A 26740-nucleotide genomic window follows, 5' to 3' on the forward strand; every position below is an offset into this window, starting at 1 on the left:
TGCGTCACGGCTGAACATTGACCGTCGGCTTGACGGCTTGGCCGGTGGCGACATCGGGCGGCCACACGGTAACCAGCGACGAGCCCTGCCACTGCGTCAGCAGCGCCCGGCGGCCTTTGTTGAGGCTGCCCTCGAATTCGACATAGGCGCTCGAGGTAAGGACGCGGTCGCCCGGAATCTTGATGGAGCGAAACGCATCCGCCACCGTATCCGGCTGCGTGCTCTTCGCACGCTCCAGCACTTCGGCGATGATGCGGACGGTCTGATAGCCCTGCATCGCATTGGTGGACATCGGCGACGCGAACTTCTTCTGATAGGCCGCCGTGGTGTCCTTCACCTTGACTAGATCGACCGCGAAGCTGGTGGAGTTGAAGAAGCCGTCGGCGCTCTTGCCGGCCTGGGCGCCAAATTTCGGATCGGCGGTGCCGCCACCGAGCGTCACCACCACCGGGTGGTAGTCATATTGATCGAAGGCGCGGGTCAAACCGAGCGCCTCGCGGAACGCCGCATTGACGACGATCATCTGCGCGCCGGTGCCCTTGATCTTCAGAACGGTCGGCCCGAAGTCCTGCGCACGGGCGCTGTATTCGATGTCGCCGACGACATCGAGATCCTTTTCCGCCTTGATCAGCTCGCGAAACGCGCGCGCGGCCGCCTGTCCGGTTTCGTTGTCGCCATAGACCATGGCGACACGCTTCAAGCCGGGATTCTGGCTATGGGCGATCTTCAGCGCCTCGATGCAGGTGCTGACAAAATCCTTGTCCTGGACGCCCTGCGACCACAGCCATTTGAAGCCGCGATTGGTGACATCCTCCGACTGACCGTTGATGACCAGCATGGGCACGCCCTTGCGTTCGGAAACCACGGTCAAGGGGATCGTCTCCGCCGAGGTGCTGGTGCCGGCGATGACCGAAACGCCGGACTGCGAGATCAGCCGGTCGCCTTCGCTGGCTGCGCTCGCCGGATTGCTGTGGGAATCGGCGAACACCAATTGCAGCGGCGCGCCGCCGAGGCCCTTCAGTCCGCCCGCCTCGTTGATCGCATCGGCGGCCAGCGTCGCGCCGTTCTTGATGTCATTGCCGCCCACGGCGAAAGCGCCGGTGAGCGCGACGACGATCCCGACCTTGACTGGCTCCGCCGCCATGGCCATCTGGCCGAACATCACGAGCGAGCCGAGCGCAGCCGCGGCACACGAACCGAACAGGTTTCTCATTGGTCCCTCCTTTTATAGGCCGAGATAGGCCGCTCTTATTCCTTCGTCGCCGGCCACTGCAGCGGCCGCGCCCTGAAGCGCAACGGCGCCGTGTTCAAGCACATAGGCATAGCTCGCCACTTCCAGCGCCAGGCCGGTGTTCTGCTCCACCACCAGCACCGTGATGCCGCGGTCCTTCAATTCGCCGATGCTCTGGAAAATGCCCTCGACCACCACCGGCGCGAGGCCCAGACTGGTTTCGTCCATCAGCAGCATCTTGGGCGCCGTCATCAACGCCCGCCCGATTGCCACCATCTGCTGCTCGCCACCTGACAAGGTGCCGGCCATCTGCGCCTGGCGCTCGCGCAGCTTCGGAAACAGGTGATAGACGAAATCGAGACTGTCCTTGCTGCGCTGCCGCGCCGCGCGGCTGGTCCCGCCGACCAGCAGGTTTTCGTGGATCGACATACGCGGGAACAGCCGCCGCCCTTCCGGCACATGTGCCAGCCCGCGCTCGACGATGTTCTCGGCGGGCAGCCGATCGATCCGCTCGCCGGCGTAATGAACCTCTCCCGCGCTCGGCTTGATCAGGCCCGAGACCGTGCGCATGAGGGTCGTCTTGCCAGCGCCATTGGCGCCGACCAGGGCGGTCACGCCGCCTTCCTCGACCGCGAGCGAGAGATCGTGCAGCACCGCGCCGTCGCCATAGCCGGCGCTCACATGGCGTATCTCAAGCAACGGCATGGTGGCGGCTTCCCAGATAGGACGAAATGACATTTTCGTTCCGGACTACATCCGCCGGCTCGCCCTCGGCGATCTTGACGCCGTTTGCGAGCACCACGATCCGGTCCGACAGCGACATGATCGCGCGCATCACATGCTCGACGATCAGGATCGTGCTGCCTTCCTTCCGAATGTCGTGCAGCACCGGGATCATCGCTTCGACTTCGGTCGGCGTGAGACCCGCCATCACCTCGTCGAGCAGCAGCAGCTTCGGGCGCGGCGCGAAGGCCCGCGCGAGTTCGAGCCGCTTCTTTTCCGGCAATGTTAGCGTGCCGGCGGGCTTCGATGCGCGGCTGCCGAGGCCGAGATAATCGAGAACCTCGACGGCGACCTTGCGCGCTGCCGATACGCTATGGCCATGCGCCACCAGACCAACCACCACATTGTCGCGCGTCGACAGATGAACGAAAGGCTGCACGATCTGAAAGGTGCGGCCGATGCCCATCAAGGCCCGCTCATGAGGTGGCGCACCGCTGATATCGACGCCGTCGAAGGCCAGCGTCCCCGCAGTCGGCGCGATGAGGCCCGATATCATACCGAAGGCGGTCGTTTTGCCGGCGCCGTTCGGGCCGATGAGGCCGAGAATCTCGCCCTCGTTCACGCCGAAGGACACGTCGTTCACGGCCATCAGACCGCCAAACCGGCGCGACAGCCCATTGATATCGAGGAGCACGCTCATGACACCCCCGTGCCGGCACGATCTTCGCGCGAGCGGAAGACCCTTTCGATCAGCCCCATCGCGCCCAGCGGCGCGAAGCGCATGACCAGAATGATCAGCACGCCATAGATGATCAGATGGAGACCGGCGATCTTGCCGCCCAGCGCGCCAAGAAGCGCATCGAATGTCGGCACCAGCAGCACCGCGCCGATCAGCGGGCCGACGGCCGTGCCGACACCGCCGATAAAGGCATAAACCACCGCATCGATGGTGAAGGAAATTCCGAGCACCGAGTCGGGATCGATGAACAGCACATATTGCGCGTAAAACGTGCCGACCGCCGATGCCAGGCCTGCCGCCAGCGCAGTGGCCGCGACTTTCGACCTTAGAACATTGACGCCCATGGCCGCCGCGGCCTGCTCATTCTCGCGGATGGCGGCCAGCTTGTAGCCGAAGCGCGACCGGCTGATGGCGACCGATATCAGCAGCGTCACCGCCAGCATCCCGATGGCCACATAATAGTAGCGGAACTTGTCGATGAACTGGAATGCCGCGAGGCCCGAGGTGGGAGGAATGATGAGGCCGTTCGCGCCGCCGATCGCCTGCCAGTTCAGCGCGATGAAAAGCCCCATTTCGCCGAGCGCCAAAGTCACCAGCGCGAAATACACGCCGACAAGCCGGCGCTTGAAGATGACGAATCCAGTGACGCCGCCGATCGTGGCCGACAGCAGCATCCCTACCAAGAGGCCGAGCCACGGGCTCAGCCCCGTCCAGAGATAGAGCGCCGTCGATGTATAGGCGCCGATGCCGACGAACAGCGACAGCCCCAGCATCATCTGGCCGCACATGCCGCCGATGATATTCCATGCCAGCGCCAACGTGCCGTACATCGCGGTCATGATCGCCACATGCAGCATCTGGTCGGAGCCGACGCTGCCGAAGCCGATCAGGATCGCAGCGGCCAGCACAAGGCCCAGCCCCTTGAGCATCACTCCGGTCATAGCTGAGCCTTTCCAAAAAGGCCTTGCGGCTTGACCAGCAGGATCAGGACGAACAGACCGAAGGTGAGCGCGAACGGCATCGAGCCGCTGGTGAGATAGCCGCCGATAGATTCGACCAGCCCAATGATCATGCCGCCGACGATCGCACCCTTGAAATTGCCGAGCGTCCCGAGAACGACGATTACGAAGGCGGTCAATGTATAGGAGTGCCCGGTGAGCGGAGAGATATACAGCGTCGGCGCGAGCATCACGGCGACGACGCAGAGCGCAAGAAGGCCGGCACAGAACGCCACGAGATAAACCGAATTGACGTGGACGCCGCACAGCGCAGCCGCATCCTTGTCCTGCGACGTCGCCCTGACCTGCCTGCCGAATGTCGTATAATGCAGGCACCAGCCGAGGAAGCCGCAGAGCAGCAGGCAGACCACCGCACTCAAGGCCACGGGAATGCGCACGAAGATAGGGCCCAGGCGCCATGTCGCACTGGCGATCTCGGACGGAACGGTCTGCATATCGGCGGTGAAAAGCATCAGCGCCGCATTCTGCAGGATCAGGCCGAAAGCCAGGGTGGTGACGATTTGATTGTGCTCGTTCGCTTCCAGCACCGGCTTGATCAGCAGGTAGTAAGTCACCACCGCGAAGACCAGCATGGCGGGGAGCACCACGACGGCCGACTGATAACTCCGATATTCAAGCCAGTGACGGCGAAGAACACGCCGTAGAGGCCGACCATGAGGAATTCGCCGTGGCAGAATGTCACGATGCGCATGACGCCGAAGATCAGCGTGAGCGTCACGCCGATCGCGGCGTAGACAGCGCCCTGGAGCAGGCCGTCGAACAGCGATTGCAGGAATGCTGTAGTCAACATCGATCCCTCGGGCCGCCACAGGTGATGGCGATATGTTTCCTCGTTGCGCTTCTGATTGCGCTTTGTCAGTCACCTTCATTTCCGATGTATGTTGTCTTGTCAACATACTCTGTTGCGATTGGCGCTTTGGTTTTCGAGGCATGCGCGCTTGTTGCCATCACAACACAAGGCGAGATGACGCTCCGGTAAAACGCAATCGCCGCTCAAAACATGGTAACAGCGGGCGAATTGCCTTGCTTAGCGCCGCCACCGTGACCGATATTACAGCTGCGACACTTGACCGGAATGGATTTTCCCCGATGCCTGCCAAAGCTTCCGGCGCAGCGAAGAGCACTGCGCTTCATCTCGAACGATATGTTCCTGGGCTGCTCGCCTGGCTGTCGAACAAGCTTGCAAGGAGCGCATCGCATATCTATCGCAAGCAATACGGCCTCGGCATCGTCGAATGGCGCATCCTCTCCTATCTCGCAGTCTACGATATCGGCACCGGCGCGGAGATCAGTCAGTTCATCGGCATCGACAAGGCGGCATTGAGTCGGGCGGCCGTTTTTCTCGACGAGAAAAAGTACATCAAGATCCAGCAGGGCACCGGGCGGCGCGTGGAATTCCTACTCACCGCAAAAGGCCGCGCCATGCATGATCGCATCATTCATCTTGCCCTGGCGCGCGAGAAGGCGCTTCTGACCGGGCTGACCAAGCAGGAGGTGGATACGCTGATCGGATATCTGCACGTCCTCCTCAAAAACCTTCCCGCCGTCGACGATGTCGACTTTACCAAGTTCTGATCGCAGATCCTCGCCGCTGCATCGATATCAGATCGCGGCCGCGTCGCCGGCATCGCCGAACGCGACCCAGCCGCCATCCACCGACAAGATAGCTCCCGTCACATAGCTGGCGCGAGCCGAGCCGAGATAGAAGATCGCATCCGCAATTTCCTCGGGCCTGGCCAGACGCCCCATGGGAATGCGCCGTGATAGCCTTTTGCCGTCGACGAAACCGTCGGCTTCGAGTTTTTTGACCAGCGTCGTTGCCGTGAATCCAGGCGCCACTGCATTGACACGGATGCCGCTCCCTGCCCATTCGCAGGCGAGCGACCGGGTCATCGCGGCGATGCCGGCCTTGGCGGCGCCATAGGCGTTGCGCTTCGGCAGCCCCGCAAGGCCCGCAATGGAGCTCACATTCACGATCGCGCCGCCTCCGGCATTGGCCATCACGGCATAGGCTTCGCGGCAGAACAGGAACGTTCCCTTCAGGTGAACGTCCAAGATCCGGCCAAAATCGCTGATCTTCTGCTCGATGGTCGGCAGATGGGGGCTGCCGATGCCGGCATTGTTCACCAGGACATCGAGGCGCCCGAAGCTGCTGCCGACCGCCTCACAAACCTTGCGGACATCCGCCTCGCTGGAGACGTCACAGCCGAGGCCCTGATGTCCCTCGCCCAGTTCGGACGCACGCAGCTTGGCACCGGCCTCGTCGAGATCGACCACCGCAACGTTGTAGCCTTCTTCCGCGAAACGCTGGGCCGTCGCCCAACCGATGCCGTCTGCCGCACCGGTGATCACCGCAATCGGTTTCTTGCTGCTCATGCTTCCTCTGGCGCCCTCGGCGGGTCGCGTCCGGCGTCTTTGCAAAGAGGGTAACGGCCGTATTGTTGTGATGTCAACAATGCTTCATTGTGCGATGCGCAAATCGGTATCATTGACCAAGCGGCAAACTCCACTATGTTGCGATCACAACATTTGGAGGAACCCTTGCGTACACAGGTTGTCATTATCGGCGCCGGCCCGGCCGGCCTCATGCTCGGGCACTTGCTCCACCGACACGGCATCGACAACGTCATCCTCGAGCGCAAGAGCGGCGACTATGTGCTGTCCCGCATCCGCGCCGGTGTGCTCGAACAGGGAACGGTCGATCTGCTGCACGAGCTCGGCGTCGCGGATCGCTTGCAGGCAGACGGGCTTCCGCATGCCGGCATCGAGATCTGTTTCGGCGGCAAGCGACATCGCCTCGATATGACCGCCGCGACCGGCAAACACGTCACCATCTATGGGCAGACCGAGGTGACGCGGGATCTGATGGATGCGCGCGCCCGCGCCGGGCTGCAGACCATCTATGATGCCAGCGATGTGAGCCCGGAGCATGTCGACAGCACGGCGCCGTCGGTGACCTTCGTCAAGGAAGGCGTGACGCAGCGGATCAATTGCGACTTCGTCGCCGGCTGTGACGGCTATCACGGCGTCGCCCGCCAATCCATTCCCGCCGCCTCGCTGCGCGAATTCCAGCGCGTCTATCCGTTCGGCTGGCTCGGCCTGCTGTCCGACACGCCTCCCGTCTCCGACGAACTCATCTACACCAATCACGACAAGGGCTTTGCGTTGTGCTCCATGCGCTCGGCGACCCGCAGCCGCTATTACGTGCAATGCAGCCTCGACGACACCGTGGATGCCTGGAGCGACGATCGTTTCTGGGACGAATTGCGCTCGCGCCTCGACGAGGAGGCCGCCGCCACGATCGTGACAGGCCCATCGCTGGAAAAGAGCATCGCTCCGCTGCGCTCCTATGTGGCCGAGCCGATGCAATATGGACGATTGTTCCTGGCGGGCGACGCCGCCCATATCGTGCCGCCCACCGGTGCCAAGGGGCTAAATCTGGCAGTCAGTGACGTTTTCTATCTCTCGCAGGCACTGGCCGAATATTATGGCGAGCGATCCAGCGCAGGGCTGGATGGATATTCGCAGCGCGCGTTGGCCCGGGTCTGGAAGGCGGAGCGGTTCTCCTGGTGGATGACGTCGCAGCTGCACCGCTTCCCGGATATGGATGCCTTCTCGGCGCGCATCCAGCGCACCGAGCTCGACTATCTCATCTCGTCGCGTGCTGCCACGCAGTCCCTGTCCGAGAACTATACCGGCCTGCCGTTCTGACGGCGCGCGTCGTTAAAGCGAAATGCCGCCATCGATGCTGATCTCGGCGCCGGTCATGTACCGGGTCTCGTCAGACAACAGAAAGAGGACGACGTGCGCGACGTCCTCGCAGGTTCCCAGACGTCCGAGAGGGATGGTCTCGGCCCGGCGCAACAGATCCTCGCGCGGCCGGCTGTCGAGCATGGGCGTGTCGATCAATCCGGGATGGACCGAATTCACGCGGATGCGCTGTGGTGCCAGCTCGATCGCCGCAGCCTTGGTCATGCCGCGGACCGCCCATTTGGTACCCACATAAGCAAGCGCATTGGGAATGCCCTGCAGGCCGGCCGTCGATGAAATATTGACGATGACGCCGCCGCCGCGCTGGGCCAGCAGCGGCGACGCGTATTTGATTCCCAGCGCGACACCGAGCTGATTGACTTCGAAATGCCGGCGCAGCGAGGCTTCATCGGTATTCGGGATGTCGCGCGGCCTGTAGATGCCGGCATTGTTGACCAGCCCGTCCAACCCACCACGCCGCCGGCAGGCATCGAGCGCACTCACCCAATTGTCCGGATTCGACACATCCAGATGGACATAGTCGGCGCGTGCGCCGAGCGAGGCGACCAGCGCCGCGCCCTGCTCGTCGGCGACATCGGCCGCGATCACCGTTGCCCCTTCGGCATGCAGGCGCCGCACTTCTTCCGCGCCCTGCCCCTGCGCGCCGCCGGTCACGAGAATGATCTTGTTGTCGAAACGCTGCATATCGCCTTCCAAAGTGTTCGCCGGACCAGGCCGGAGCGCCGCGGCTGCGACGCTCCGTCGGTGGAGGATCAGAGGCTTTCCATGGTGCAGCCGATTTCGTCCTTAGTGCCGAACAGCGCATCGAGCATCTTGGCGTCGGACGAGGGCTTCGACGTCACCTTCAGCGTGTCCCAGTTGTCCTTGGGATTGGCCTGCGCGGTGGCGACGACGGGATGACGGATCAGCTGATGGTCCCAATCCCGGAAGGCGACCTGCTGCGCGCCATCCTTGAAACGCAACGTTTCGAGCGCTTCGACCAGCTTCGCCGCCTCGACCGATTTTGCATTATCGATCGCCGCGAGCAGATATCTCGTCATGAACCATCCGGCCCACACGCGATCGGTCGGCGGCTTGCCGTTGTCCTTGAGATAGGCGGCGGTGAATTCCTTGTCTTCGCTCGAATTGGCCGGATCATTGTAGTACCACATCTTGCCGTAGATCCCGGACAGCGCCTCGCGCGGCACGCTCCACAAATCGGTGTCACTCACCGCGGGGCCGCCGACGGTGATTTTGCCGGTCATTCCGAATTCGTGGAGTTGCTTCAGGATCGGCCCGACATTCGCGAGCCCGCTGATCAGCACGTCGGGTTTTGCCTGCCGCACTTTTAGGATGTAGGAGCTGAGATCCGTCGTCTCGACCGGCACGCGATCGACGCCAGCCACGGTGCCCCCCGCGGCCTTGAGGAAATCGCCGAACGTCGCCAGCACATCGTCACCCATGGCGAAGGAGGCGACCAGGAAGTACCACTTCTTGCCGGCAGCCAGCAGATCAGGCCCCATCGCCCGGGTGTAGACAGGGATCGAGGGCGGCGAGCGGAGCATGAAGCGGTTGCACTGCTTGCCCGTGATCTCGCGCGCTACGCCGTTCAGCGAAATGAACGGCACCCGCGTGCGCTTGGCGACGGCGCCCATGGCGAGCGAGTTGGCGCTCGACGTGCCGCCCAGCACGGCGGCTACCTTCTGCTCCTGAACCAGCTTGGTGATCGACTGAGTCGCGCTCTGCGGATCGGATTCGTCGAGCCATGTAACCTCGATCTTGCGACCCGCAACGGCGTTGTTCGCCTGCTTCAGCGCCATCTGCACGCCGGCCGCAAGGTCCGCGCCTTGCTGCGCGAAGGGCCCTTGCTTGGCCAGCACCATGCCAAGCTTCACCGGCTCGTCGGCCATCGCGCGCCCGATAAAAGGCGAGGCGATCGATGTCATCCCGCCCATGGCGATCGCAGCGCCCGTCGCTTTGAGCAGGTTGCGGCGCGACACATTGTTCGAACTGCCGACGAGCGGCCGCCGGATGTCTTGATCATGCATGAATGCTTCTCCCTCTGTTGTTATGTTATTCAGATCCGGCTGACGGCGAGGCTGTTGTCCGCCTCGACATCGCCGGCATGCGCGATGCCGAGATAGCGCGCCTGGAGATCCGGCCGCCGCGCCAATTCCTCCGCGGCGCCCTCGAAGGCCACCGCGCCATTGACGAGAATGTAGGCACGGTCGGCGATTGACAGGATCGCCTCCGCATCATGCTCCACAATGATCAGGCTCGACCGCGCGCGCAGGCGGACGATGGCATCCATGATGTCATTGACCACCGCGGGCGCGAGCCCCTCGAACGGCTCGTCGAGCAGGATGACGCGGCACGGCGCCATCAGAGCCCGCGCGATCGCCACCATCTGGCGCTCGCCGCCGGACAGATTTTGCGCTTTTGCGTGACGCAGCAGGCCGAGCTTCGGAATCAGCTCATAGGCCTCGGCCAAAGAGGAACCGCCGTCGCGAACGGCGACCCGCAGATTTTCCTCGACCGTGAGATTGGAGAACAGCCGCCGGCCCTGCGGGACGATCGCAACTCCCTTGCGATTGACCTGATGCCCGGCCATGGCCGTGATCGGCGCGCCGTCCAGATAGATCGCTCCCTGGTCGATGGAACAGGCGCCGAGAATGGCGCGCAACGCAGTGGTCTTGCCGACACCGTTGCGGCCGAGCAGCGCGACCACCTCGCCTTCCCTGACCGTCATCGACAACCCGTCGAGCACCCGGCTGCCGTCATAGCCGCCGGTCACCGCGTCGAGCTGCAGGATCGTGCGGGACGTCTCGGAGGGCGCGGCGCTGCGCCGCGTCAAGCGTTGCACGCCGGCCTCTTCGCGCGACTTGCCGAGATAGGCCGAGATGACGTCGGGATCATTCGCAATCGCAGCCGGCGGCCCATCGGCAATCAGCCTGCCCTGGTGCAGAACCGAGATCCGGTCGGACACGGCCAGCACCCGATCGATGTCGTGTTCGACAAGGAAGACCGAATGATCGCGCGACAACCTGACCAGCAGATCGGTAACGACCCGTCGATCCTGCTCGGCCAGGCCGGCCAGCGGCTCGTCGAACAGCAGGACCTTTGCATCGCCGGCGAGTGTCACGGCAATTTCGAGAAGCCGCTGCTCGCCATGAGAGAGATTGATGCACAGGGTTTCGGCGCGGTCCAGCAGCCCGACAGCCGCGAGCAGGCTCCAGGCCCGCGCATTTATGTCAGCCAGACCATAGGCATCGGTGAAAAAGAAATACCGGGCCGGGTGCGATGCCTGGACAGCGATGCGGACATTCTCGAACGCGCAAAGCTTCGGAAACACACGAACGATCTGAAACGAGCGGGCGAGGCCAAGCCGCGCGCGCCGATGCACCGACAGGCCGGTGATCTCCCGTCCGTCGAGAATGATCTGCCCGGCCGATGGTGGCAACACGCCGGACAGCATGTTGAAGAAGGTCGTCTTGCCGGCGCCATTGGGGCCGATCAGGCTGTGCAGTCCGCGGGAGGCGATCTGGAGATCGATATTTTTCGCCGTGATCAATGCCCCGAAATTGCGCGACAGGCCGCGAATCTCTAGAATGGTCCGGCTTGGTCCGCTGCTCGCACTCTCCGGCCGATAGGGCGCGATCGACTGGGGTCGCGGCGGAATGCCCGCGCGGACCAGCGTATCGGCCGGGCGCAACAACAGCCTTTGTACCAGGCCGTGCAGGCCCTGCGGAGAGAATATCGCGAGCACGATCACCAGCGGCGCGAAAACGAGCCACCAGTTCTCGATCGCTCCGCTGAGATAGTCTTGCAGCAGGATGAATGTGACCGCGCCCCAGAGCGGGCCGAGGAAATGATGCACGCCGCCAAGGACATTGGCCAGCACGGCATCGCCCGCATGCTGCCAGTTCAGATTATTGGCATAGGCGCCCTGCACCAGAAATGCCAACAGCCCGCCGGCGGCGCCGATCACCGCTCCTGAGATAGTGAACGACGCCAGCTTCAGCCGATACACGTCATAGCCGAGACTGGCGGCGCGCGCCTCGTTTTCGCGGATCGCCTGAAACGAACGTCCGAGCGGCGAATGGGCGAGACGCCACAGCAGCCAGGCGGCGACCAGCGCGGCCACAATGCAGATCGCATGGAACGCCTCCGCACCGGGAAACAACGCACGCGGCACGTTCTGCAGGCCGTTCTCGCCGCCGGTCACATCGGTCCATTTGAAGGCGATCTCAAACGCGATTTGCGAACATGCCAGCGTGAGCAGCGAGAAATACAGGCCACGGCGAAGCAGCACGATCGCGCCGAGCGCGACACCCAGCAGGCCGGAGAAGACCACCGCCGCCACCAGGGCACCGAGCTCGTTGTCGATCCAGCTGCGGGCGACGATCGCCGCCGCATATGTCCCTGCGCCGAAGAAAACTGATGCGCCGAACGGCACCAGCCCCGTATAGCCCAGCATAAGATTAACGCCGAGGCCATAGAGCGTGTAGATCGCGATCTCGGTTACGGTCGTGATATTGATCCACCCCGCCACGGCGCAGACCGACAATACGGCGAGAACGAGCACGATGGTCAGCACCGGATGCAAACTGATCTTGATCGTATTCATTCAAAGCGCTCCCAGGCTTCGCCAAACAGGCCGCGGGGGCGCAGCAACAGCACGATCGCCATCAGCACATACATGGCAATGCCGGACGCTTCGGGCATGAATTGAACCGTGAGGGCCGTGACCAATCCCACCATCAGCCCAGAGATGATGGCGCCCTTGTAGGAGCCCAAGCCGCCGATGGTGACGATCACGAATGCCGGCATGCTCGCCGCCGAAATCATGCCAGGCGAGACAGTCCAGAGCGGCCCGGCCAGCGCGCCTGCTATACCCGCCAGCAGACAGCCGAGCGCGAACGCGCCCGTCATGACCTTCGGGAAATCGACGCCCAGCCAGCCCAGCATTTCGGCATCACGACTGCCGGCCCTGAGGATGCGGCCATATGGCGTGAGGGCAAAGAACAGCCAGAGCAACACAAGCACGACGATCGTCGTAACCAGGATTGCCAGCCGATAGGTGGTCAGCAGGATCGGGCCGATTTCGATAAGACCGGACAGAGCCGGCGGCACGCTCATGGGGATACCGGCCGCACCCCAGATCGAACGGATGATCGCTTCGAGGAACAATGCGAGCGCGAAGGTGACCACCAGGCTGAGCAGCGCGCCTTCGCTATAGAGCCGCCGAATGAGCACGAGTTCGGCCACGATGCCGACCAGCGCCACGCCGATCGGCGCGAGCACGATACCGGGCCATCCGAGCAGGCCGACCAGGCTCACAGCGAAATAGGCGCCCAGCGCAACGAATGCGCCATGGGCGAAATTCACGATGCCCAATAGGCCAAAGATAATCGAGAGACCCACGGCGATCAGCACGTACAAGAATCCGAGCGCCAGGCCATTGGCGATCTGAGGAAGAATCGCGTCCATCATAACGTCTGGTCGCCCGCTCCGGCCGCCAGCGTTCGCCCCCACGCGCAAGCGTCGGCCCACCCTGATCGCTCGATCATCGTTCCTCCGTCACGGCCCGCCGCATCTTCGTCGGCTGCTTGCTGGAAGCATGTCTGAATGGTGTTGTGAACGCAACATAATTTTTGTCGCTCGGCGATACGGCGGCGCAACATGATATTTATGTTGACTTCACAACAAAGGATCGCCTGATGCAGACAAGCAAACAAAGGGAGAAGCATATGTCGACGTCCATCTGCGAACGGTTGGGGGCTGAAATCCCCGTCTTTGCATTTTCGCACTGCCGCGACGTTGTCGTGGAGGTCACCAGAGCTGGCGGTTTCGGCGTGCTAGGCGCGGTGACATTTTCAGCCGAGCAGCTGGAGCATGAGCTGAACTGGATCGACCGCCATGTGGATGGCCGGGCCTACGGCGTCGATGTCCTTATCCCGGTGAAATACGAAACCCAGGCCGACGATTCCGCATCCAGCATTCAGCAGATGATCCCTGCCGAGCATCGCCGGTTCGTCGACGAATTGCTGTCGCAGGAAGGCGTCCCGGAACTTGCACCGGACGAAAAGATCAAAGCCGATGAAGAGCTTGCGGCGCGCGAGCGCAACACGACGCCCGCCGGCGCTCGGCGCCTCATCGATGTCGCGCTGCGCCACCCGCAAGTTCGGTTGATCGTCAGCGCGCTGGGGCCGCCGCCGCGCGAGATGGTGGATGAATTCCATCAGCGCGGCCTGCTGGTCGGATCGCTATGCGGAAAGCCCGAACATGCCGTCCACCACAAGCGCGCGGGCGTTGACCTTGTCGTCGCGCAAGGCACCGAGGCCGGTGGCCATACCGGAAGCGTATCCACCATGGTGCTCGTTCCCCAGGTGGTCGATATATGCGGCCCGGATATCGCGGTGCTGGCAGCCGGCGGCATCAGCCGTGGCCGCCAGGTCGCGGCCGCACTCGCGCTCGGGGCGCAGGGCGTCTGGTGCGGCACGCTCTGGCTTGGAACCAGGGAGAGCGAACTGGTCCCGATCGAGAAAGAGCTGCTGTTCGGCGCAAAGACCGAGGACGCGGTGCAACGCAAGTGGATGACCGGCAAGTCGGTCCGCATGATCCGGAGCAAGATGTCGGAAGCCTGGGAGCGCCCGGGCGCTCCGAAGCACCTGATGCCGCCGCTGCAGAACGTGCTCTATTATCTGGCCAAAGCGCGGATCGTGCGCGCCAAGCGCGCCGACCTTCTGTCGATACCGGCAGGCCAGGTCGTCGGCACCATGAAGGAAGAAACCAGCGTGCGCTCGGTCATTCAGGATCTGATCAGCGATTATGCAGAGGCGATGGATCGCCTCCGCCCCTTGATAGCGGATTGATGCAGAGTTCGGACTGGTGTCACGCCAGTCCGAACCCCTCATAACCATTGCGGGCCACGCTCTCGATCTTGTCGCGATAGCCCGCAGCGCCGCCGAGGTAGGGCATGAAGATACGCGGCTTGCCCGGAACATTGGCGCCGACATACCAGGAATTGGCCAGCGGCATCATCGTCTTGCCTGCAACTTCATTGACATGCGCGACCCAGCCCTCCTGAGCCTGATTGGACGCCTCGATCTCTGAAGCGCCCTTGCGCTTCATGTAGTCCAAGCAGTTCGCGATCCAGTCGATATGCTGCTCGACCGAGGTCACCATATTGGTGAAGACCGACGGACTTCCCGGACCGGTCACGATGAAGAGATTCGGGAAGCCGGCGATCGCCATGCCGATATAGGTCTTCGGACCGTCCTGCCATTTGTCGCGCAGCTTCACACCGGAACGCCCGGTGATATCGACGCGCAGCAATGCGCCGGTCATCGCGTCGAAGCCGATCGCGAGAATGATGGCATCGAGGTCATACGATTTTTTGCCGGTCTTAATGCCGGATGCCGTGAATGTCTCGATCGGATCTTCCTTGACATCCACCAGCGAGACATTGCCGCGGTTGAAGGTCTGGAAATAATCGGTATCGACGCAGATCCGCTTGCCGCCAATGCCGTAATCCTTAGGGGCGAGCTTGTCTGCGACCTCGGGATCCTTGACGACTTCGGCGATCTTGCGGCGAACAAAATCCGAGGCGTGGGCGTTGACCTCCGGATTGCTGGTCATATCGGTATAGGCATACATGAAGCTGATGCCGCCCAGAACAGACCAGCGGCGCTCGAATTCGCGCTCGCGCTCGTCATAGCTGACCGTCAGCCCGGATACGTTGCCGGCATCGTTCAGCGTGTTGTTCCGCGTCTCTTTGGCGAGCAGGCGCCGCGCGCTATAGTCTCCTTTCCAGCCCGACTCATATTGCGAGTCCATATTGCGGTTGAGGGCTGGGATCGAATAGTTCGGCGTGCGCTGGAACACATAGAGATGATCGGCGCGCTTGGCGAGCAGCGGCGTGGCCTGTATGCCGGACGATCCGGTTCCCACCAGGCCGACGCGCTTGCCGGAGAGATCGACGCCGTCATGCGGCCAGTCCGAGGTGCGGTAGATCGGCCCCTTGAAATCCGCCATTCCGGGAAAGCTCGGCACGATGGGAACGGACAGACAGCCCGTCGCCATCACGCAATAATCGGCAATGAAGGTCTGGCCGCCCTCGGTCTCGATCCGCCACGACTTTGTCGCTTCATCGAAGGTGGCGGCGGATACGCGGGTGTTGAGCTGTATGCCGTCCCGGAGCTTGAGCTTGTCGGCCACGAAATTGATGTAGCGCAGGATTTCCGGCTGCGGCGCATAGACCTCCGACCACTGCCATTCCTGCTGGATCTCTTCCGAAAACGAATACGAATACTGCATGCTCTCCACGTCGCATCGCGCGCCGGGATATCGATTCCAGTACCATGTGCCGCCGATCGAATCCGCGGCTTCCAGAACGCGGACGGAATAGCCCGCCTTCCTGAAGCGATGCAGGGCATAGACCCCCGCAAAGCCGGCGCCCACGACGATGACGTCAAACTTCGAACTAGGCTGATCCACCAAGTGACCGTCTCCTCACGACTGTTATCGAGCGCGCTCGCGCCGCTTCTATAGTCCTAGGCTATACAGACGCTATGTTGACATCACAACATTAAAGTTGGTCGCGCGCCGCGCCGCCGCATGTTGACATCACAACAGTCAAGGCTGACAGTCGGCGGTGCCGTGTCGTAACGCGCCGGCGTCGCAAGAGCGGACTTGTCCGCCGTAGACGGGAGAAGCCATGGGGAGCGAGATCGCCGCGGTCACCGGTATTGGAGAAACCGCGTTCACGCGGGGCGGAGTTCCGCCTCTAACCGCGCTCGACCTGCAACTGGAAGCCTCGCTGCTGGCCGTGCGGGATGCCGGCCTCGATCCCGGCGACATCGACGGCGTCATTGTCCCCATCGGCGTCAGCCCTGTGGTGGCGGAGGACTTCATCGCCAATTTCGGCATCCGGGATCTGAAACTGTCGGCGGTATCGCCCATGGGCGGCGCCAGTTGCGTCGCTGCATTGCAACTTGCTGTCGGCGCCATTGCGATCGGCGCATGCCAGCACATTCTCATCCCGATCGGGCGAACCGGCTTCTCCGGCAGCAGGATCGGCAAGCGGCTTTACGAGCTGCCACAATTTCGCACCGTCGGCGAGTTCGAGCTTCCGCTCGGTGCCGTCGCACCGGCGACCTTGTATGCGCCGATGGCGCGGCGGCACATGGAGACATACGGCACGACCAGCCGACATTTTGCCGAGATCGCCATGACCATGCGCAGGCACGCCGCGCTGAACGACAGGGCGATCATGCGGGCGCCGATGACACTGGACGACCATCAGGCCTCGCGCATGATTTCCGATCCGTTCAGGCTGCTGGATTGCAGCCTCGAGAGCGACGGCGGCGCCGCCATCATCGTCAGTTCGGCGGACGCTGCCGAGTCGATGGCGCAGCCGCGCGTACTGATCGCCGGCGTCGAGGAAGGACACCCGGACAGTCCGAGCACGATCACCCAGCGCGACGACATGCTGACCTTGGGCGTGGCTAAGGCGGCGGCGCGGCTGTTTGCAAAGAGCGGCCTTTCTCCGGCCGATATCGACGTCGCCGAGCTCTATGACTGCTTCACCTATGTGGTGTTGCGGCAGATCGAGGATCTCGGCTTCTGCCATAAGGGCGACGGCGGCGAGTTCGTCTCGGACGGCAATATCGGTCTCGGCGGCAGACTGCCGGTGAACACACATGGCGGCCTGCTGTCGCAGGCGCATCTCGCCGGCATGGGACATGTGACCGAGCTGGTCAAGCAATTGCGAGGAACGGCGGGACGCGCGCAGGTTCGGGACGCCGAGATCGGCCTCGTCACCGGCTATGGCGATCTTGGCGACGGCGCGGTCGCCATCATGCGAAGAGGTTGACATGAGCGAAACGATGGCCCCGCGCCCCCTCCCTATTCCATCGCTGCACTCCGCCCCGTTCTGGGAAGGCCTCAAGCGCGGAGAATTTCTGGTTCAGCACTGCGACGATTGCGGCAAGCCCCGCGCCTACGCCCGGCCGATGTGCGCCCAATGCCATTCCGTGGAGTCGTCATGGCGCCCGGCATCGGGGAGTGCCGCAGTTCATAGCTGGACCGTTGTGTATCACGCCTATCATCCGGCCTTTGCGCCGGACCTGCCCTATGCGCTTGTCACCGTCGATCTGCCCGAAGGCATTCGCGCACTCGCGCCGCTGATCGATGCGGCATCCGTCGCATTGAAGATCGGCCTTCCGCTGCGCATCGACTTTCACCGTATCGACGAGACGACAACGCTGCCGGTGCTACGCGCCGTCACGTCAATCGCTGCTCCAGCTCGTGCCGGATGATCTTGCCGGTGGTGCTGCGGGGCAGATCAGCTTCGGCGATGAAGTGCACCTCCTTCGGTAGCTTGTATTTTGCGATCTGCCCACGGCACATATCGACAACAGCCTCCGCGTCGAGCGTTGCATCGGCGCGCGCAACAAAGGCGACCGGGATTTCGCCCCAACGCGAATCGGGCTTCCGCACCACCACGGCATCCGCCATGCGCGGCGACGCCAGCAGGCAGCGCTCGATCTCTGCGGGATAGATGTTTTCGCCGCCCGACTTGATCAGGTATTTCACGCGATCGACGAAATCTAATGTGCGATCCGGGTTGCGGACGAACATATCGCCCATATGGAACCAGCCACCGCGGAAATCCCGCGCCGTCGCCTCGGGATTATTCCAATAGCCGCTGAAGAGCGTCGCCGAGCGCAGCGTCATTTCCCCGGGCGTGCCGTCCGGTACCTCGTTGTCATCGGGATCGACCAGCCGCACATCGCAAAACGAACTCTGCTGTTTCGACATCCGATCGGGCACGCGGCCGATCGGGATCAATCCCCGGCACGGCACCGGCCCGGTCTCGGTCGCGCCGAACGTATTGCGATAACGCGCCTGCAGCAGCGTCGTGACCTCAATAAGCTGCTGATGCGGCACGAGATCCGCCATGCAGCCCACGACCTTGATCGCTTTCGGCACTCGCCCGTCGGCTCGGACTGCCTGCATGAACTTATCGATGGTGGCCGGCATCAGCATCAGATTGCCGATCTCCTCGGTCATGATGATCTCGACGATCCGGTCGAGATCGAAACCATCGACGATATTGATCCGGCCGCCGCTGATCAGCATTCCGATTGCCGGATCCGAGGCCGCCATATGGAATAGCGGCGTCCAGATGATGGTCGCGCCCTCCGGGAATAGCCCGCCGTCGAGCCGCGATGTCATCGTCCGCGCGATCACAGCGCGATGGCTGAGCAAGGCGCCTTTCGGCAAACCCGTGGTGCCGCTCGTATACAGGATCAGCAGGCCGTCCTCGGGCATCGATACATCGGCCGGCTCGCTTGTGCCGGCGGCGGCGCAAAATGCCTCATAGTCCGCCCCGAAGGCGACGACCGACCGACCGGCGACGACACGCGCGGCAACATCGGCATAGCGCTCGGACGCGAAGATCAACACCGGCCCGCTCAGTTCGACGCAATGCCGGAGTTCGGCATCGGACTGCCTCCAGTTCTGATTGGCAACGATCACGCCGAGCTTTGCCGCAGCCAGAATAACCTCGATATATTCGAACCTGTTCTCTGACAGGATGGCCACGCGATCGCCATGCCGGACGCCCCGGCTGGCCATCGCATTAGCGGCACGGTTCACCCGCTGAAGGAGTTCGGCAAAGGTCAGCGCCGTACTGCCTTGCCTGATGGCGATTTCGGATCCCCTCGCCGCAGCCTGACTGTTGAAGAGGCGCCCGACGGTCGGTCCTTGGCCGGCGCGCTCGGATTCCGCGCCTGTGACTGTTGTGGCCTGTTCCATCCCTACCGCCCTTTGACTGACGGACCGTTTGTGCCGATCCAATCGCCTTGTTGAGGCGGGACAGCCGGCGCAACCCGACCTTCTTTGGCATCGACAGTAGACCGAGATGTTGTGATGTCAACATTGTTGTCTATACCTCGCGACCGGCGCCGGCGCATTGATTTGACATTTTCGGAGGCCACTTCCGTGCTTTGGCGCGAGGCGTTGGTGATGGAGCAAAGGTGAGACTTAATTAGACTCGCGATGCCGAATGGTGCCAATCCGCGAGAGCTTTGCGCCGTTTGGGCATCCTCCCTCGACGGCCTATAAATGGATCGCGCGTGATCAGAGTGGCGGACAATTAGCCGAGCTGTCGCGCTCCCCGCATGAGCCAGCGGCGAACCTAGGCGGACTTGGATCAGCGCATCATCACGTCCTGCGACGCCCATCCCGCCTGGAGCGCCCGCAAAATAGCGACCCGTCTCATCCGTACCGGTGAACAGCCGCCGGTGCCGTCGACGATCCATACTGTTCTGTAGCAGTCCGGGCGCTTCACGCCTGCCGTGGGCGACGCACCCGCCAGCGATCGCTTCGAGATGGCGGCGCCGAATCTGCTCTGGCAGATGGACTTCAAAGGCTGTGTCCGGGTCGGCAACGATGTTCGCTGCCTTCGGCTGACCATTCCGGACGATCACTCACCTATGATCCGTGCCTGTAGGCTTGCGTCGATCAGCGTGGTGAGATGGTGCCGGACAGGCTCGAAACCACGGTCTGCCACTATGGGTTACCAATGCGGTGTTAGTCGATAGCGGCTCGCCATGGTGGCCGAACGGGCAACAGAGACGATCTCAAGGCTAAGGGTTTCCAGCACATTTAACGGCCTTCCAAGCCGATCGATTGGAAGGAGATGTTTGCAATCTGCAGTGCTAACTCATTGAATTTATTAATGGGGTATTGGGGAGTTAATGTGTACGTACTGCCAGTAATGTTCACATCAACTCCCCAATCGTCGTTGTCGTCCGAAATGAAAAGAGAAAGCCCGGTGCTATCCGGCGCGCTTGCAATTGCGCCGCCATGTTCTCCGCCAGCGCCTCACGCGCGTGGCTTTGCAAGCCTTGCCACAGCGGCGCGGGCGCCCAACGACGCTTTGTGATAGTGGGCTTTGGCTCCCGTCGCCTTCATCAAATTTCGCCTTCATCATTTGAGATCATAAAAGTGGATTTTTATGATCTCATTTTGATGAACGCGATTTTGATGACGGCTTCTGCTCCTGGCCTTCACCGAGCTCGCGACTATCAAGATTTAGCGGCAACCCTTTAAGGTCTGGCCGCGCTGGCGCGGATTTTAAATCGAAAGTGTGGGCCTGGTATTGAAGCAAGCCTACTCCACTTCTGCTCACGCGGTTCAGTTCATTTAATCTGCTGACCATTTCAGCCGTCGAGAACGGCATCACAAGATAGAATTTATCAAAAAATCTGCTTGAAAACGATGCATCAATGAACGCTTGCTCGAAGCCAATAATGCTCGTGGCGGCCGATGCAAAATATCCCGCCGCTCCCTCGCCGGCCCCTACATAGACCCAGTGAGCTCTGAGGAACGATGGTCCGGAAATTTTACCGAATTTACCGCCGGGCTGCAGGGATCGAAGGTAGGTTCCAAGATCCTTTTCGATGGTGTTCAGCTCCTTCATACGGGACGAAATAGCCTGCCCTCGCCTCGAAGTGATCGATGCAGGATTTTTCGATCGCTCATCTTCGAGCGCGTCTTCTAAGTCCCGGGTAGTCACCTTTCCGCTTCGGAGCAAATTCAAGAGCTTTTCAGCCTCTGAAGGATTCATTTTTTCGACGCGGGAGATCTTTTCCAGACCGCTAAAGTTCGAGCGAACGAATGCAAGTTCGTCTTCCGCAGGCTTAGTGCTATCGCTTAAGATCTTCCTATCCACAAACTCCAAGAGAGCTAAATAGCGGCGCAGGGTATTGACGCCCGCGCCTGTAATCGCTGCAGCCTCGGGGATGACTGCGCCGACGTAGGTGACGCCGTAGCGCTCGGCAATCGTACGCGAAGTGATCTGCAGATCTCGCGCACAATCATACCACGGCGCTCGCTCTACCGTTTTGACGAGTCTCTTGACGTCTTGCAGAGCCCGCTCATCGCGGTCAAAGCGATTGTCTTTATCGATCATTAACCATCTCTCCTCTTTGCGGAGTTTAGCGCTCCTGAATTAACGACTTCTCAGCACCGAGTGCGGTAATAGACTTCGCATGAAGAGCCGCGAACTCACAGCCTTGATCCTTCCTCTTTCGGGTGACTCGATCCCGAAGAACCTTCACGGTTGCCCGTTCATCGCTAGATCGGGCGATGAATACGATCTCGCCAACGCCTGCTTAGAAGACGTCTTCCTCGGCGCCTTCTCGCTGCCGTTGCTTCAGACTTCTCTCGCGACACTACTGTCCGATTCTGAGCATTGCGCAGAACAACCTGCGACCAGCTCCGTGTTTCAGTACGCATATGCTTGCGCAGATATCATCGCCTGGGGGGCGTCATTTGGTTACCAACTCTGCAACAGCATCCTGAATTACGACGAAGATACTCTCATCGAATATGAACGAATGATGAGTAGTGGTGAGTGGTCAACGGATGGGAAACCGCTCAGCCGATCGATGATCGAAACTCGTCTGACGATGGCGATATCCATGGCCGAATGGGCCCACCTAAACGGACTTCGTACCTCGCCGAACTTCACTCGTACTGCAAAAGGTGACGGGGAATATCGCTATTCGCTACTGAAGCCGCAGCGAGCGTTTCGCGTTCGCGAACTTCCCTCATCGACAAATATGAACAAGCTGCTCAGAGCTGCGGCGAGTGATCGCACATATTGCCTAAGCGCGTCGACAATTTCACTCACCGGTTTGCGTATTTCCGAGCTTTGTTCTCTGGATGTCGGCGACATTCCGATCGACCGTCTGGTGGATCTTGATTGGAAGGTGGTTGCCGTCGAGATTCTCGGCAAGGGAAATGTATTGCGCGACGTGACGTTTGATCGTCGTCTCGTGCGTCATATCGCGAGCTATGTCGAGCAAAGCCGCCCGGCCTTGCTTGAAAAGTGCGCACGCAACTTCGGAACGGCAAGCAAAATCTACAAGGATGCCGAAAAGGCGCTCCTGCTCAACCAGCAAGGACGGCGACTTGCTTCTCGGTCGACCTGGGCTGCATTCAAACGATTCGGTCGTCTGGCGGGACTGGACGGCATTCACCCTCATTTGCTTCGCCACTGGTACGCCGCAAGCAGACTGCGTCAAGCACATGAGAAACTGCTCAAAAAGAAGTCTGACATCTCAGACTATGGGCTTCGCAGAGATCTGGAGCTTGTTATCGGGAAGATTCAACGTGAACTGGGGCACGCCAGCGCCGACACAACAATGATCTACCTCCATTCCTATTTCGATGAACTGGCACAGGCAGATAAGGAAGAGCTTTCAGACAAGCTCTGGGAAGCGATGGCAGCATGAACTCCTTGAACGATGAGCTCGTCTTCAACGTCAAGCCGCGCATCGATAGCAGTTCGCACGGTGCTGTGAACTATACCGTCAATCTTACGACGCTCCGCGACGGACATAAAGGCAGAGCCAACGTGATTGGATTCGAGGGATCCAGCACCTTTGGACTTCGTCTTGGCTTGGCCATCAAGAAGAGGCTGCAGGAACGCCGCTTGAGCGAGTCCGATGCCAGAGAACATAAAAGCGCCGCGAATGAGTTTATGCGTTTTTTTGATCGAGAAGCGCTAAGTCAGGACATCACAATCGATAATAAGCTTCTGTCGAGGTATGCCGACAGCCTTCAGAGCTATTACGGCGAATCGATTCCAGGCGGTATTCCGCGGATTTATCGATGCATATGCGCTGTTTGCCGGGTTATGAACCCGGCGATCCGAGTGCAGCGAACTCGCTTCATCACAGAGGCCGTCAAGTCCACCAAGGCAGAGCGCTTGGGATCGACGAACTATGTTGCGGCTTTTACGGCGCTGACAGACTTTAAGCGCGTCGATGAGCGTATCGCATTGGGAAGGGCGGAATCCCGGAGCTCAGGAGAGAGCCTCATCGAGCTTGTTGAACGAGACGAGAATGTGAACGCAAAAGACTGCACTCGCTCACATACCCTACGACTACTAAACAAGCAGCTCGGTCTTCGCCCAATCACTGCAGCTCAATTCCACGAGCGGTTTGGTCTTCGCGCCGACCAATGGTTAACCGTGCCCGCACCAGGTCGACCGGCCACGCCAGGCGCGTCCTCAATGAAAACGGGACTGGCTGCTGCATTCCGTTATGTTCTTCCGACAGCGACGGACCTGATGGGACCGTTCGTTCTTATGCTTGAATGCACCGGCTGGAACCAAGCAACGATCCTGAATATGAAGTCTTCGATGATCACGAATGCTGTTGCAACGGCGGTGAATGGTAAGTCGAAGATCGAGAGCTGGAAGGGACGGGCGAAGCGCCCTGAAACAGCACCAGTCAGAACGGACAAGGGATTGCTACTCGACATCTTACAATCGGTCCAAGAATGGACGTCTCCGCTCAGACATTCCCTAGTCGATCAAGTCGCGGGGCTGGATCGCGCGGTTTTGCTCGAATCCGACCCGGCGGTTCGCTTTGACCTCATACGGCGGCGTGACGAGCTGAAGAACATGGAGGATCGGTTGTGGCTGTGTATGACTACGGCCACAGTCGGCATCAGTCGTCTAGGGCCGAATGACGTTTCTGCGGCATGCTTTCGCGCTATGTTCGTCGACAACGAGGCTGATCTCGACGCCATCGGCGACTACAACTGCCATGAAGCACGCTTGAATTACATGGCCCGCATCGATCGCGGTCACGGGCTCGATATCGAGCTCCTACGCGCGCACGCGCGCCACGCTCAAACGACGACAACTTCGCAACACTACGCCGAGAAGCTTCCTGTCGCTATCCGGCGAGATCGGTCCATCGCCAAATTCAACGCCACCTTGTTCTCTGCTAAGACTTCGGCGAGTTCGTGATGAAGAGAATGCGATCAAAAGCGACTGTTGCTGTGGTGAAGCCGTTTGCGGAGTGGGCCAGCAAGCTAGAACCAGAGGCTGCCGCCGAGCCAGACTTTCTGACATCGGTCATCTCTCCGCTTGGCAGCAAGGCAGGCGATTCAGCTTGGCATTTTCCGAACGAATGGCTGAGCCGCGGATCCAATGCCAGTACCACCCTGCCATTCGACCTCATCGACGGTATCGGAGCTGCATCCGAGACTACTTTGATGGCGCGTCAGTATCCCGTGATGCTCGCTGTGTATAACCACAGCATCGGAAGTATCGCGACGCTTCGCAACCGGGTGATGCTCAACAATCGCCTCATCCAGGCGTGCGTTAGTGTTGTGGGGGACGGAGTTCGTATGTCGTCATTGACAAACAACGACCTCGCGAAGGCTTGTGACCTGCTAAAGCTGGATTGGACAGCAAACAATTCCGATGGATCGCTTCTTCGAAAAATTCTCGAAGAAGTTTCGGATTTCAAGGCCCGCGGCTTGTTAGCCGATGGCTATACCGGTGGCGGTCTCACGCTTCGTTTGCGTGATCTCGCACCGACCACGCTCAACGCGACGTTAGACGCGCTGCGTACGGGCCGGCGCAAGCTTCCGCGAAAAGATGAAGCCTCACCGAGTACGCTTCCTCTCGAACGTCGTTACGTGAATGCCGTGATGGAGATATCACGGTTCTATGTCACCGAGCTCTCGGAGGGTATCATTAAGCACTTTGAAACTCTGCATATGTTGTGCAATGAGATTTCAGAGGCAAAGAAGAATTGCGTACCGAAGGTAGTAGGGCGGGCGATTGCCCGAGCATATGCGGAATTTGCCGGAAGCGAGGCGAAAACCGGCGCATGGCAAAGAAACGATGAATCAGCATTTGGGCGCCTTCCCTTCGAAACCGCTCCCTCTCACGTTTTTCCGCCTCGACGAATTCACGATCTGCTCGCGCTCGTCGCGTCGCTGCAGATGGCTTGCTTTCACATCATCGCGCTTGCCTCCGCTGCTCGTCCTGCAGAACTACATACCGTTAATTCGGACGGAATCTCGACCATTGACGGCGATGAGCCTATCTATCTGTTGAACGGGCTGATCTTTAAGGGCGGCGGTGACATTGGCTATAAGCATCACAGCTGGGTTATTACCCGCGATGCCGTTGAGGCAATCAATGTGCAAGAACGGCTCTTCAAGCGTTGGAAGTCTGGTGCTCCCCATCTCTGGTGCCAGACCAAGCTTGGCTCGATCGGAAAGCAGATGCGGAGCTCCGAAGGTATGCACCTGGGTGCATTTGCTCAGCGCCACAGGCTCGCGGATCTCGCAAAAGGAAATGTTTCTGCGCGCCGCTTCAGAAAGACTTGGGCGGAGCTTGCGATGATATCCCATCTGCACGTGGAGCTGATCCGTCAACAGCTTGGCCACGCGCTGTCGGATTCTGGCACTTCCGAGCAAACGTACGGCTACATGTTTGCTGGCAAAGCCGCCGCAACCCGACTGGAAGCCTCTGATCTTGAGACTTTTGGAGCGCCTGAAGATATTCTGAGCACTATGGAGAAGGTATTTTCCAATGAATGACAATCAGCGTCGCATCACTGGGCGTGCGGCAAAGCAAGCGTTCGTCAATGACGTTAACGCCGTTCTCGACCGGATTGAGGCTGAGATCGATGCGCAAGGCAGAGCTGAATTGCCAGTTCGTGTGAAGGTTACGTTAGGTCTTGTAGCTGAAGCCGCGGGTCATCATCGCACCACTTTCAAGAATCACGAAACCTTGGTGACACGCATCAAAGATCTTAAGAAGCGCGCCAGCGATCCTAAGAGGGCTCACATTCCCACTGCAATGGCGGCAGAAGCAAACGACCGATCTTCGGCTAAGGTCGTTCGGTTCTCGCCTCGCAACAGGTTGATCGAGGATGAGAACATCAGATTGAAGACACGTCTTCGGGAGGTAGAGCGTGAGTTGTTTTTGTTGAAGTACCCTTCGGTTGGTACTTCCAAGCGCTGAAGTTCGACGACGCTGTCGTCGCAATTGAATGTTTATCAACGAAACCTGGCTGCTCTTCGCATCAGCCTTGCATCGGTCGACGACATAGCAGTTGCTTCTGATCTGACCGCGTTTGATGCGTGTTGACTGAGTCTGGCTCGGTCAACGGAAGACACTTGACCACATACGCTTGTTCGCCAAGATCGCAGATAAACATACTTTTGCGCGTCGGCCCGGCATCGATGTTATGATACGTCTTGGCCCGGTAACACCGGTTATTGTCTAAGCCAGGTCCGTCTGAACGACCAATCGTTGGGTCTAAGACTTAGTACCGGTCTATTCACGCTGCACTTTATTTCCGTAAACTTCTAGCGATCTCCTCAAGTGCCTCTAAGCCGTATTTTCTCTCTTAGCTCGACTTCTTCCAATCGATGCGGTAGTAGACT

The 26740-nt window shown here is 60.5% G+C and carries 23 protein-coding genes; 9 read left to right on the forward strand and 14 right to left on the reverse strand.

Annotated features, from left to right (window positions below; genetic code table 11):
- Positions 1 to 4: 4 nt before the first annotated feature.
- The 6 genes from AC1RQ5_RS27070 to AC1RQ5_RS27095 are packed head-to-tail and all read right to left on the reverse strand — an operon-like array spanning position 5 to position 4502.
- Positions 5 to 1213 (reverse strand): ABC transporter substrate-binding protein, encoded by a 1209-nt coding sequence (locus AC1RQ5_RS27070; RefSeq protein WP_493203140.1) that lies wholly within the window; start codon positions 1211 to 1213, stop codon positions 5 to 7.
- A gap of 12 nt (positions 1214 to 1225) precedes the next feature.
- Positions 1226 to 1969, reverse strand: a complete 744-nt coding sequence (locus tag AC1RQ5_RS27075) for an ABC transporter ATP-binding protein (protein ID WP_493203142.1) — start codon at positions 1967 to 1969, stop codon at positions 1226 to 1228.
- Positions 1923 to 2654: an ABC transporter ATP-binding protein gene (locus tag AC1RQ5_RS27080; protein ID WP_493203144.1), complete on the reverse strand. Its 732-nt coding sequence runs from the start codon at positions 2652 to 2654 to the stop codon at positions 1923 to 1925. Before AC1RQ5_RS27080 ends, AC1RQ5_RS27075 begins: the two co-directional genes overlap by 47 nt.
- A complete protein-coding gene (locus AC1RQ5_RS27085; RefSeq protein ID WP_493203146.1) occupies positions 2651 to 3634 on the reverse strand; it encodes a branched-chain amino acid ABC transporter permease in 984 nt (327 codons plus the stop codon). Before AC1RQ5_RS27085 ends, AC1RQ5_RS27080 begins: the two co-directional genes overlap by 4 nt.
- On the reverse strand, positions 3631 to 4284 hold the full coding sequence (locus tag AC1RQ5_RS27090) for a branched-chain amino acid ABC transporter permease (protein ID WP_493203148.1): 654 nt from the start codon (positions 4282 to 4284) through the stop codon (positions 3631 to 3633). Before AC1RQ5_RS27090 ends, AC1RQ5_RS27085 begins: the two co-directional genes overlap by 4 nt.
- Positions 4263 to 4502: an ABC transporter permease subunit gene (locus tag AC1RQ5_RS27095; RefSeq protein ID WP_493203150.1), complete on the reverse strand. Its 240-nt coding sequence runs from the start codon at positions 4500 to 4502 to the stop codon at positions 4263 to 4265. Before AC1RQ5_RS27095 ends, AC1RQ5_RS27090 begins: the two co-directional genes overlap by 22 nt.
- A gap of 233 nt (positions 4503 to 4735) precedes the next feature.
- On the opposite strand from AC1RQ5_RS27095, the gene AC1RQ5_RS27100 reads away from it, so the two are divergent.
- On the forward strand, positions 4736 to 5287 hold the full coding sequence (locus tag AC1RQ5_RS27100) for a MarR family winged helix-turn-helix transcriptional regulator (protein ID WP_493203152.1): 552 nt from the start codon (positions 4736 to 4738) through the stop codon (positions 5285 to 5287).
- A 27-nt stretch (positions 5288 to 5314) separates the two neighbouring features.
- On the opposite strand, the gene AC1RQ5_RS27105 is transcribed toward AC1RQ5_RS27100, so the two are convergent.
- Positions 5315 to 6088, reverse strand: a complete 774-nt coding sequence (locus AC1RQ5_RS27105) for a glucose 1-dehydrogenase (RefSeq protein ID WP_493203154.1) — start codon at positions 6086 to 6088, stop codon at positions 5315 to 5317.
- A gap of 165 nt (positions 6089 to 6253) precedes the next feature.
- On the opposite strand from AC1RQ5_RS27105, the gene pobA reads away from it, so the two are divergent.
- Complete coding sequence (gene pobA / locus AC1RQ5_RS27110) at positions 6254 to 7423, forward strand: 4-hydroxybenzoate 3-monooxygenase (RefSeq protein ID WP_493203156.1); 1170 nt, start codon at positions 6254 to 6256, stop codon at positions 7421 to 7423.
- Positions 7424 to 7435: 12 nt separating this feature from the next.
- Here the strand turns inward: pobA and AC1RQ5_RS27115 are convergent, their stop codons facing one another.
- The 4 genes from AC1RQ5_RS27115 to AC1RQ5_RS27130 all read right to left on the reverse strand — a co-directional run bounded on the left by AC1RQ5_RS27115 (position 7436) and on the right by AC1RQ5_RS27130 (position 12952).
- Positions 7436 to 8167 carry an SDR family NAD(P)-dependent oxidoreductase gene (locus AC1RQ5_RS27115; protein ID WP_493203157.1) on the reverse strand — a complete coding sequence of 244 codons (732 nt, stop codon included), beginning with the start codon at positions 8165 to 8167 and terminating at the stop codon, positions 7436 to 7438.
- 68 nt (positions 8168 to 8235) lie between these two features.
- Positions 8236 to 9510, reverse strand: coding sequence for an ABC transporter substrate-binding protein (locus AC1RQ5_RS27120; protein WP_493203159.1), 1275 nt, complete (start codon positions 9508 to 9510; stop codon positions 8236 to 8238).
- Positions 9511 to 9539: 29 nt separating this feature from the next.
- Positions 9540 to 12089: a branched-chain amino acid ABC transporter ATP-binding protein/permease gene (locus AC1RQ5_RS27125; RefSeq protein ID WP_493203160.1), complete on the reverse strand. Its 2550-nt coding sequence runs from the start codon at positions 12087 to 12089 to the stop codon at positions 9540 to 9542.
- On the reverse strand, positions 12086 to 12952 hold the full coding sequence (locus AC1RQ5_RS27130) for a branched-chain amino acid ABC transporter permease (protein ID WP_493203162.1): 867 nt from the start codon (positions 12950 to 12952) through the stop codon (positions 12086 to 12088). The genes AC1RQ5_RS27125 and AC1RQ5_RS27130 overlap by 4 nt, the downstream gene beginning before the upstream one ends.
- Positions 12953 to 13212: 260 nt before the next feature.
- Between AC1RQ5_RS27130 and AC1RQ5_RS27135 the strand changes: the two genes are divergently transcribed.
- Positions 13213 to 14337: a nitronate monooxygenase gene (locus AC1RQ5_RS27135; RefSeq protein ID WP_493203163.1), complete on the forward strand. Its 1125-nt coding sequence runs from the start codon at positions 13213 to 13215 to the stop codon at positions 14335 to 14337.
- Between the two features lie 19 nt (positions 14338 to 14356).
- Here the strand turns inward: AC1RQ5_RS27135 and AC1RQ5_RS27140 are convergent, their stop codons facing one another.
- Positions 14357 to 15961, reverse strand: a complete 1605-nt coding sequence (locus AC1RQ5_RS27140) for a flavin-containing monooxygenase (protein WP_493203165.1) — start codon at positions 15959 to 15961, stop codon at positions 14357 to 14359.
- A 220-nt stretch (positions 15962 to 16181) separates the two neighbouring features.
- On the opposite strand from AC1RQ5_RS27140, the gene AC1RQ5_RS27145 reads away from it, so the two are divergent.
- Both AC1RQ5_RS27145 and AC1RQ5_RS27150 read left to right on the forward strand, forming a co-directional pair.
- The gene (locus AC1RQ5_RS27145) at positions 16182 to 17339 is read left to right on the forward strand and encodes a thiolase family protein (protein WP_493203167.1); all 1158 of its coding nucleotides are present in this window, start codon (positions 16182 to 16184) and stop codon (positions 17337 to 17339) included.
- Position 17340: 1 nt separating this feature from the next.
- Complete coding sequence (locus AC1RQ5_RS27150) at positions 17341 to 17784, forward strand: Zn-ribbon domain-containing OB-fold protein (protein WP_493203169.1); 444 nt, start codon at positions 17341 to 17343, stop codon at positions 17782 to 17784.
- Here AC1RQ5_RS27150 and AC1RQ5_RS27155 read toward each other — a convergent pair.
- Positions 17750 to 19285, reverse strand: coding sequence for a class I adenylate-forming enzyme family protein (locus AC1RQ5_RS27155; RefSeq protein ID WP_493203170.1), 1536 nt, complete (start codon positions 19283 to 19285; stop codon positions 17750 to 17752). The two genes, AC1RQ5_RS27150 and AC1RQ5_RS27155, sit on opposite strands and share 35 nt — an antisense overlap.
- Positions 19286 to 20495: 1210 nt before the next feature.
- Complete coding sequence (locus AC1RQ5_RS27160; RefSeq protein ID WP_493203172.1) at positions 20496 to 21446, reverse strand: hypothetical protein; 951 nt, start codon at positions 21444 to 21446, stop codon at positions 20496 to 20498.
- A 79-nt stretch (positions 21447 to 21525) separates the two neighbouring features.
- Here AC1RQ5_RS27160 and AC1RQ5_RS27165 point away from each other — a divergent pair, with 79 nt between their 5' ends.
- The 4 genes from AC1RQ5_RS27165 to AC1RQ5_RS27180 are packed head-to-tail and all read left to right on the forward strand — an operon-like array spanning position 21526 to position 26315.
- Positions 21526 to 22773, forward strand: coding sequence for a tyrosine-type recombinase/integrase (locus AC1RQ5_RS27165; protein ID WP_493203174.1), 1248 nt, complete (start codon positions 21526 to 21528; stop codon positions 22771 to 22773).
- Positions 22770 to 24299: a hypothetical protein gene (locus AC1RQ5_RS27170; RefSeq protein ID WP_493203176.1), complete on the forward strand. Its 1530-nt coding sequence runs from the start codon at positions 22770 to 22772 to the stop codon at positions 24297 to 24299. The genes AC1RQ5_RS27165 and AC1RQ5_RS27170 overlap by 4 nt, the downstream gene beginning before the upstream one ends.
- Positions 24299 to 25888 (forward strand): hypothetical protein, encoded by a 1590-nt coding sequence (locus AC1RQ5_RS27175; RefSeq protein ID WP_493203177.1) that lies wholly within the window; start codon positions 24299 to 24301, stop codon positions 25886 to 25888. Before AC1RQ5_RS27170 ends, AC1RQ5_RS27175 begins: the two co-directional genes overlap by 1 nt.
- Positions 25881 to 26315 (forward strand): hypothetical protein, encoded by a 435-nt coding sequence (locus AC1RQ5_RS27180; RefSeq protein WP_493203179.1) that lies wholly within the window; start codon positions 25881 to 25883, stop codon positions 26313 to 26315. Before AC1RQ5_RS27175 ends, AC1RQ5_RS27180 begins: the two co-directional genes overlap by 8 nt.
- Positions 26316 to 26740: the final 425 nt, after the last annotated feature.

It is taken from the genome of Tardiphaga sp. GW821-FHT12E02 (genome assembly GCF_058807155.1).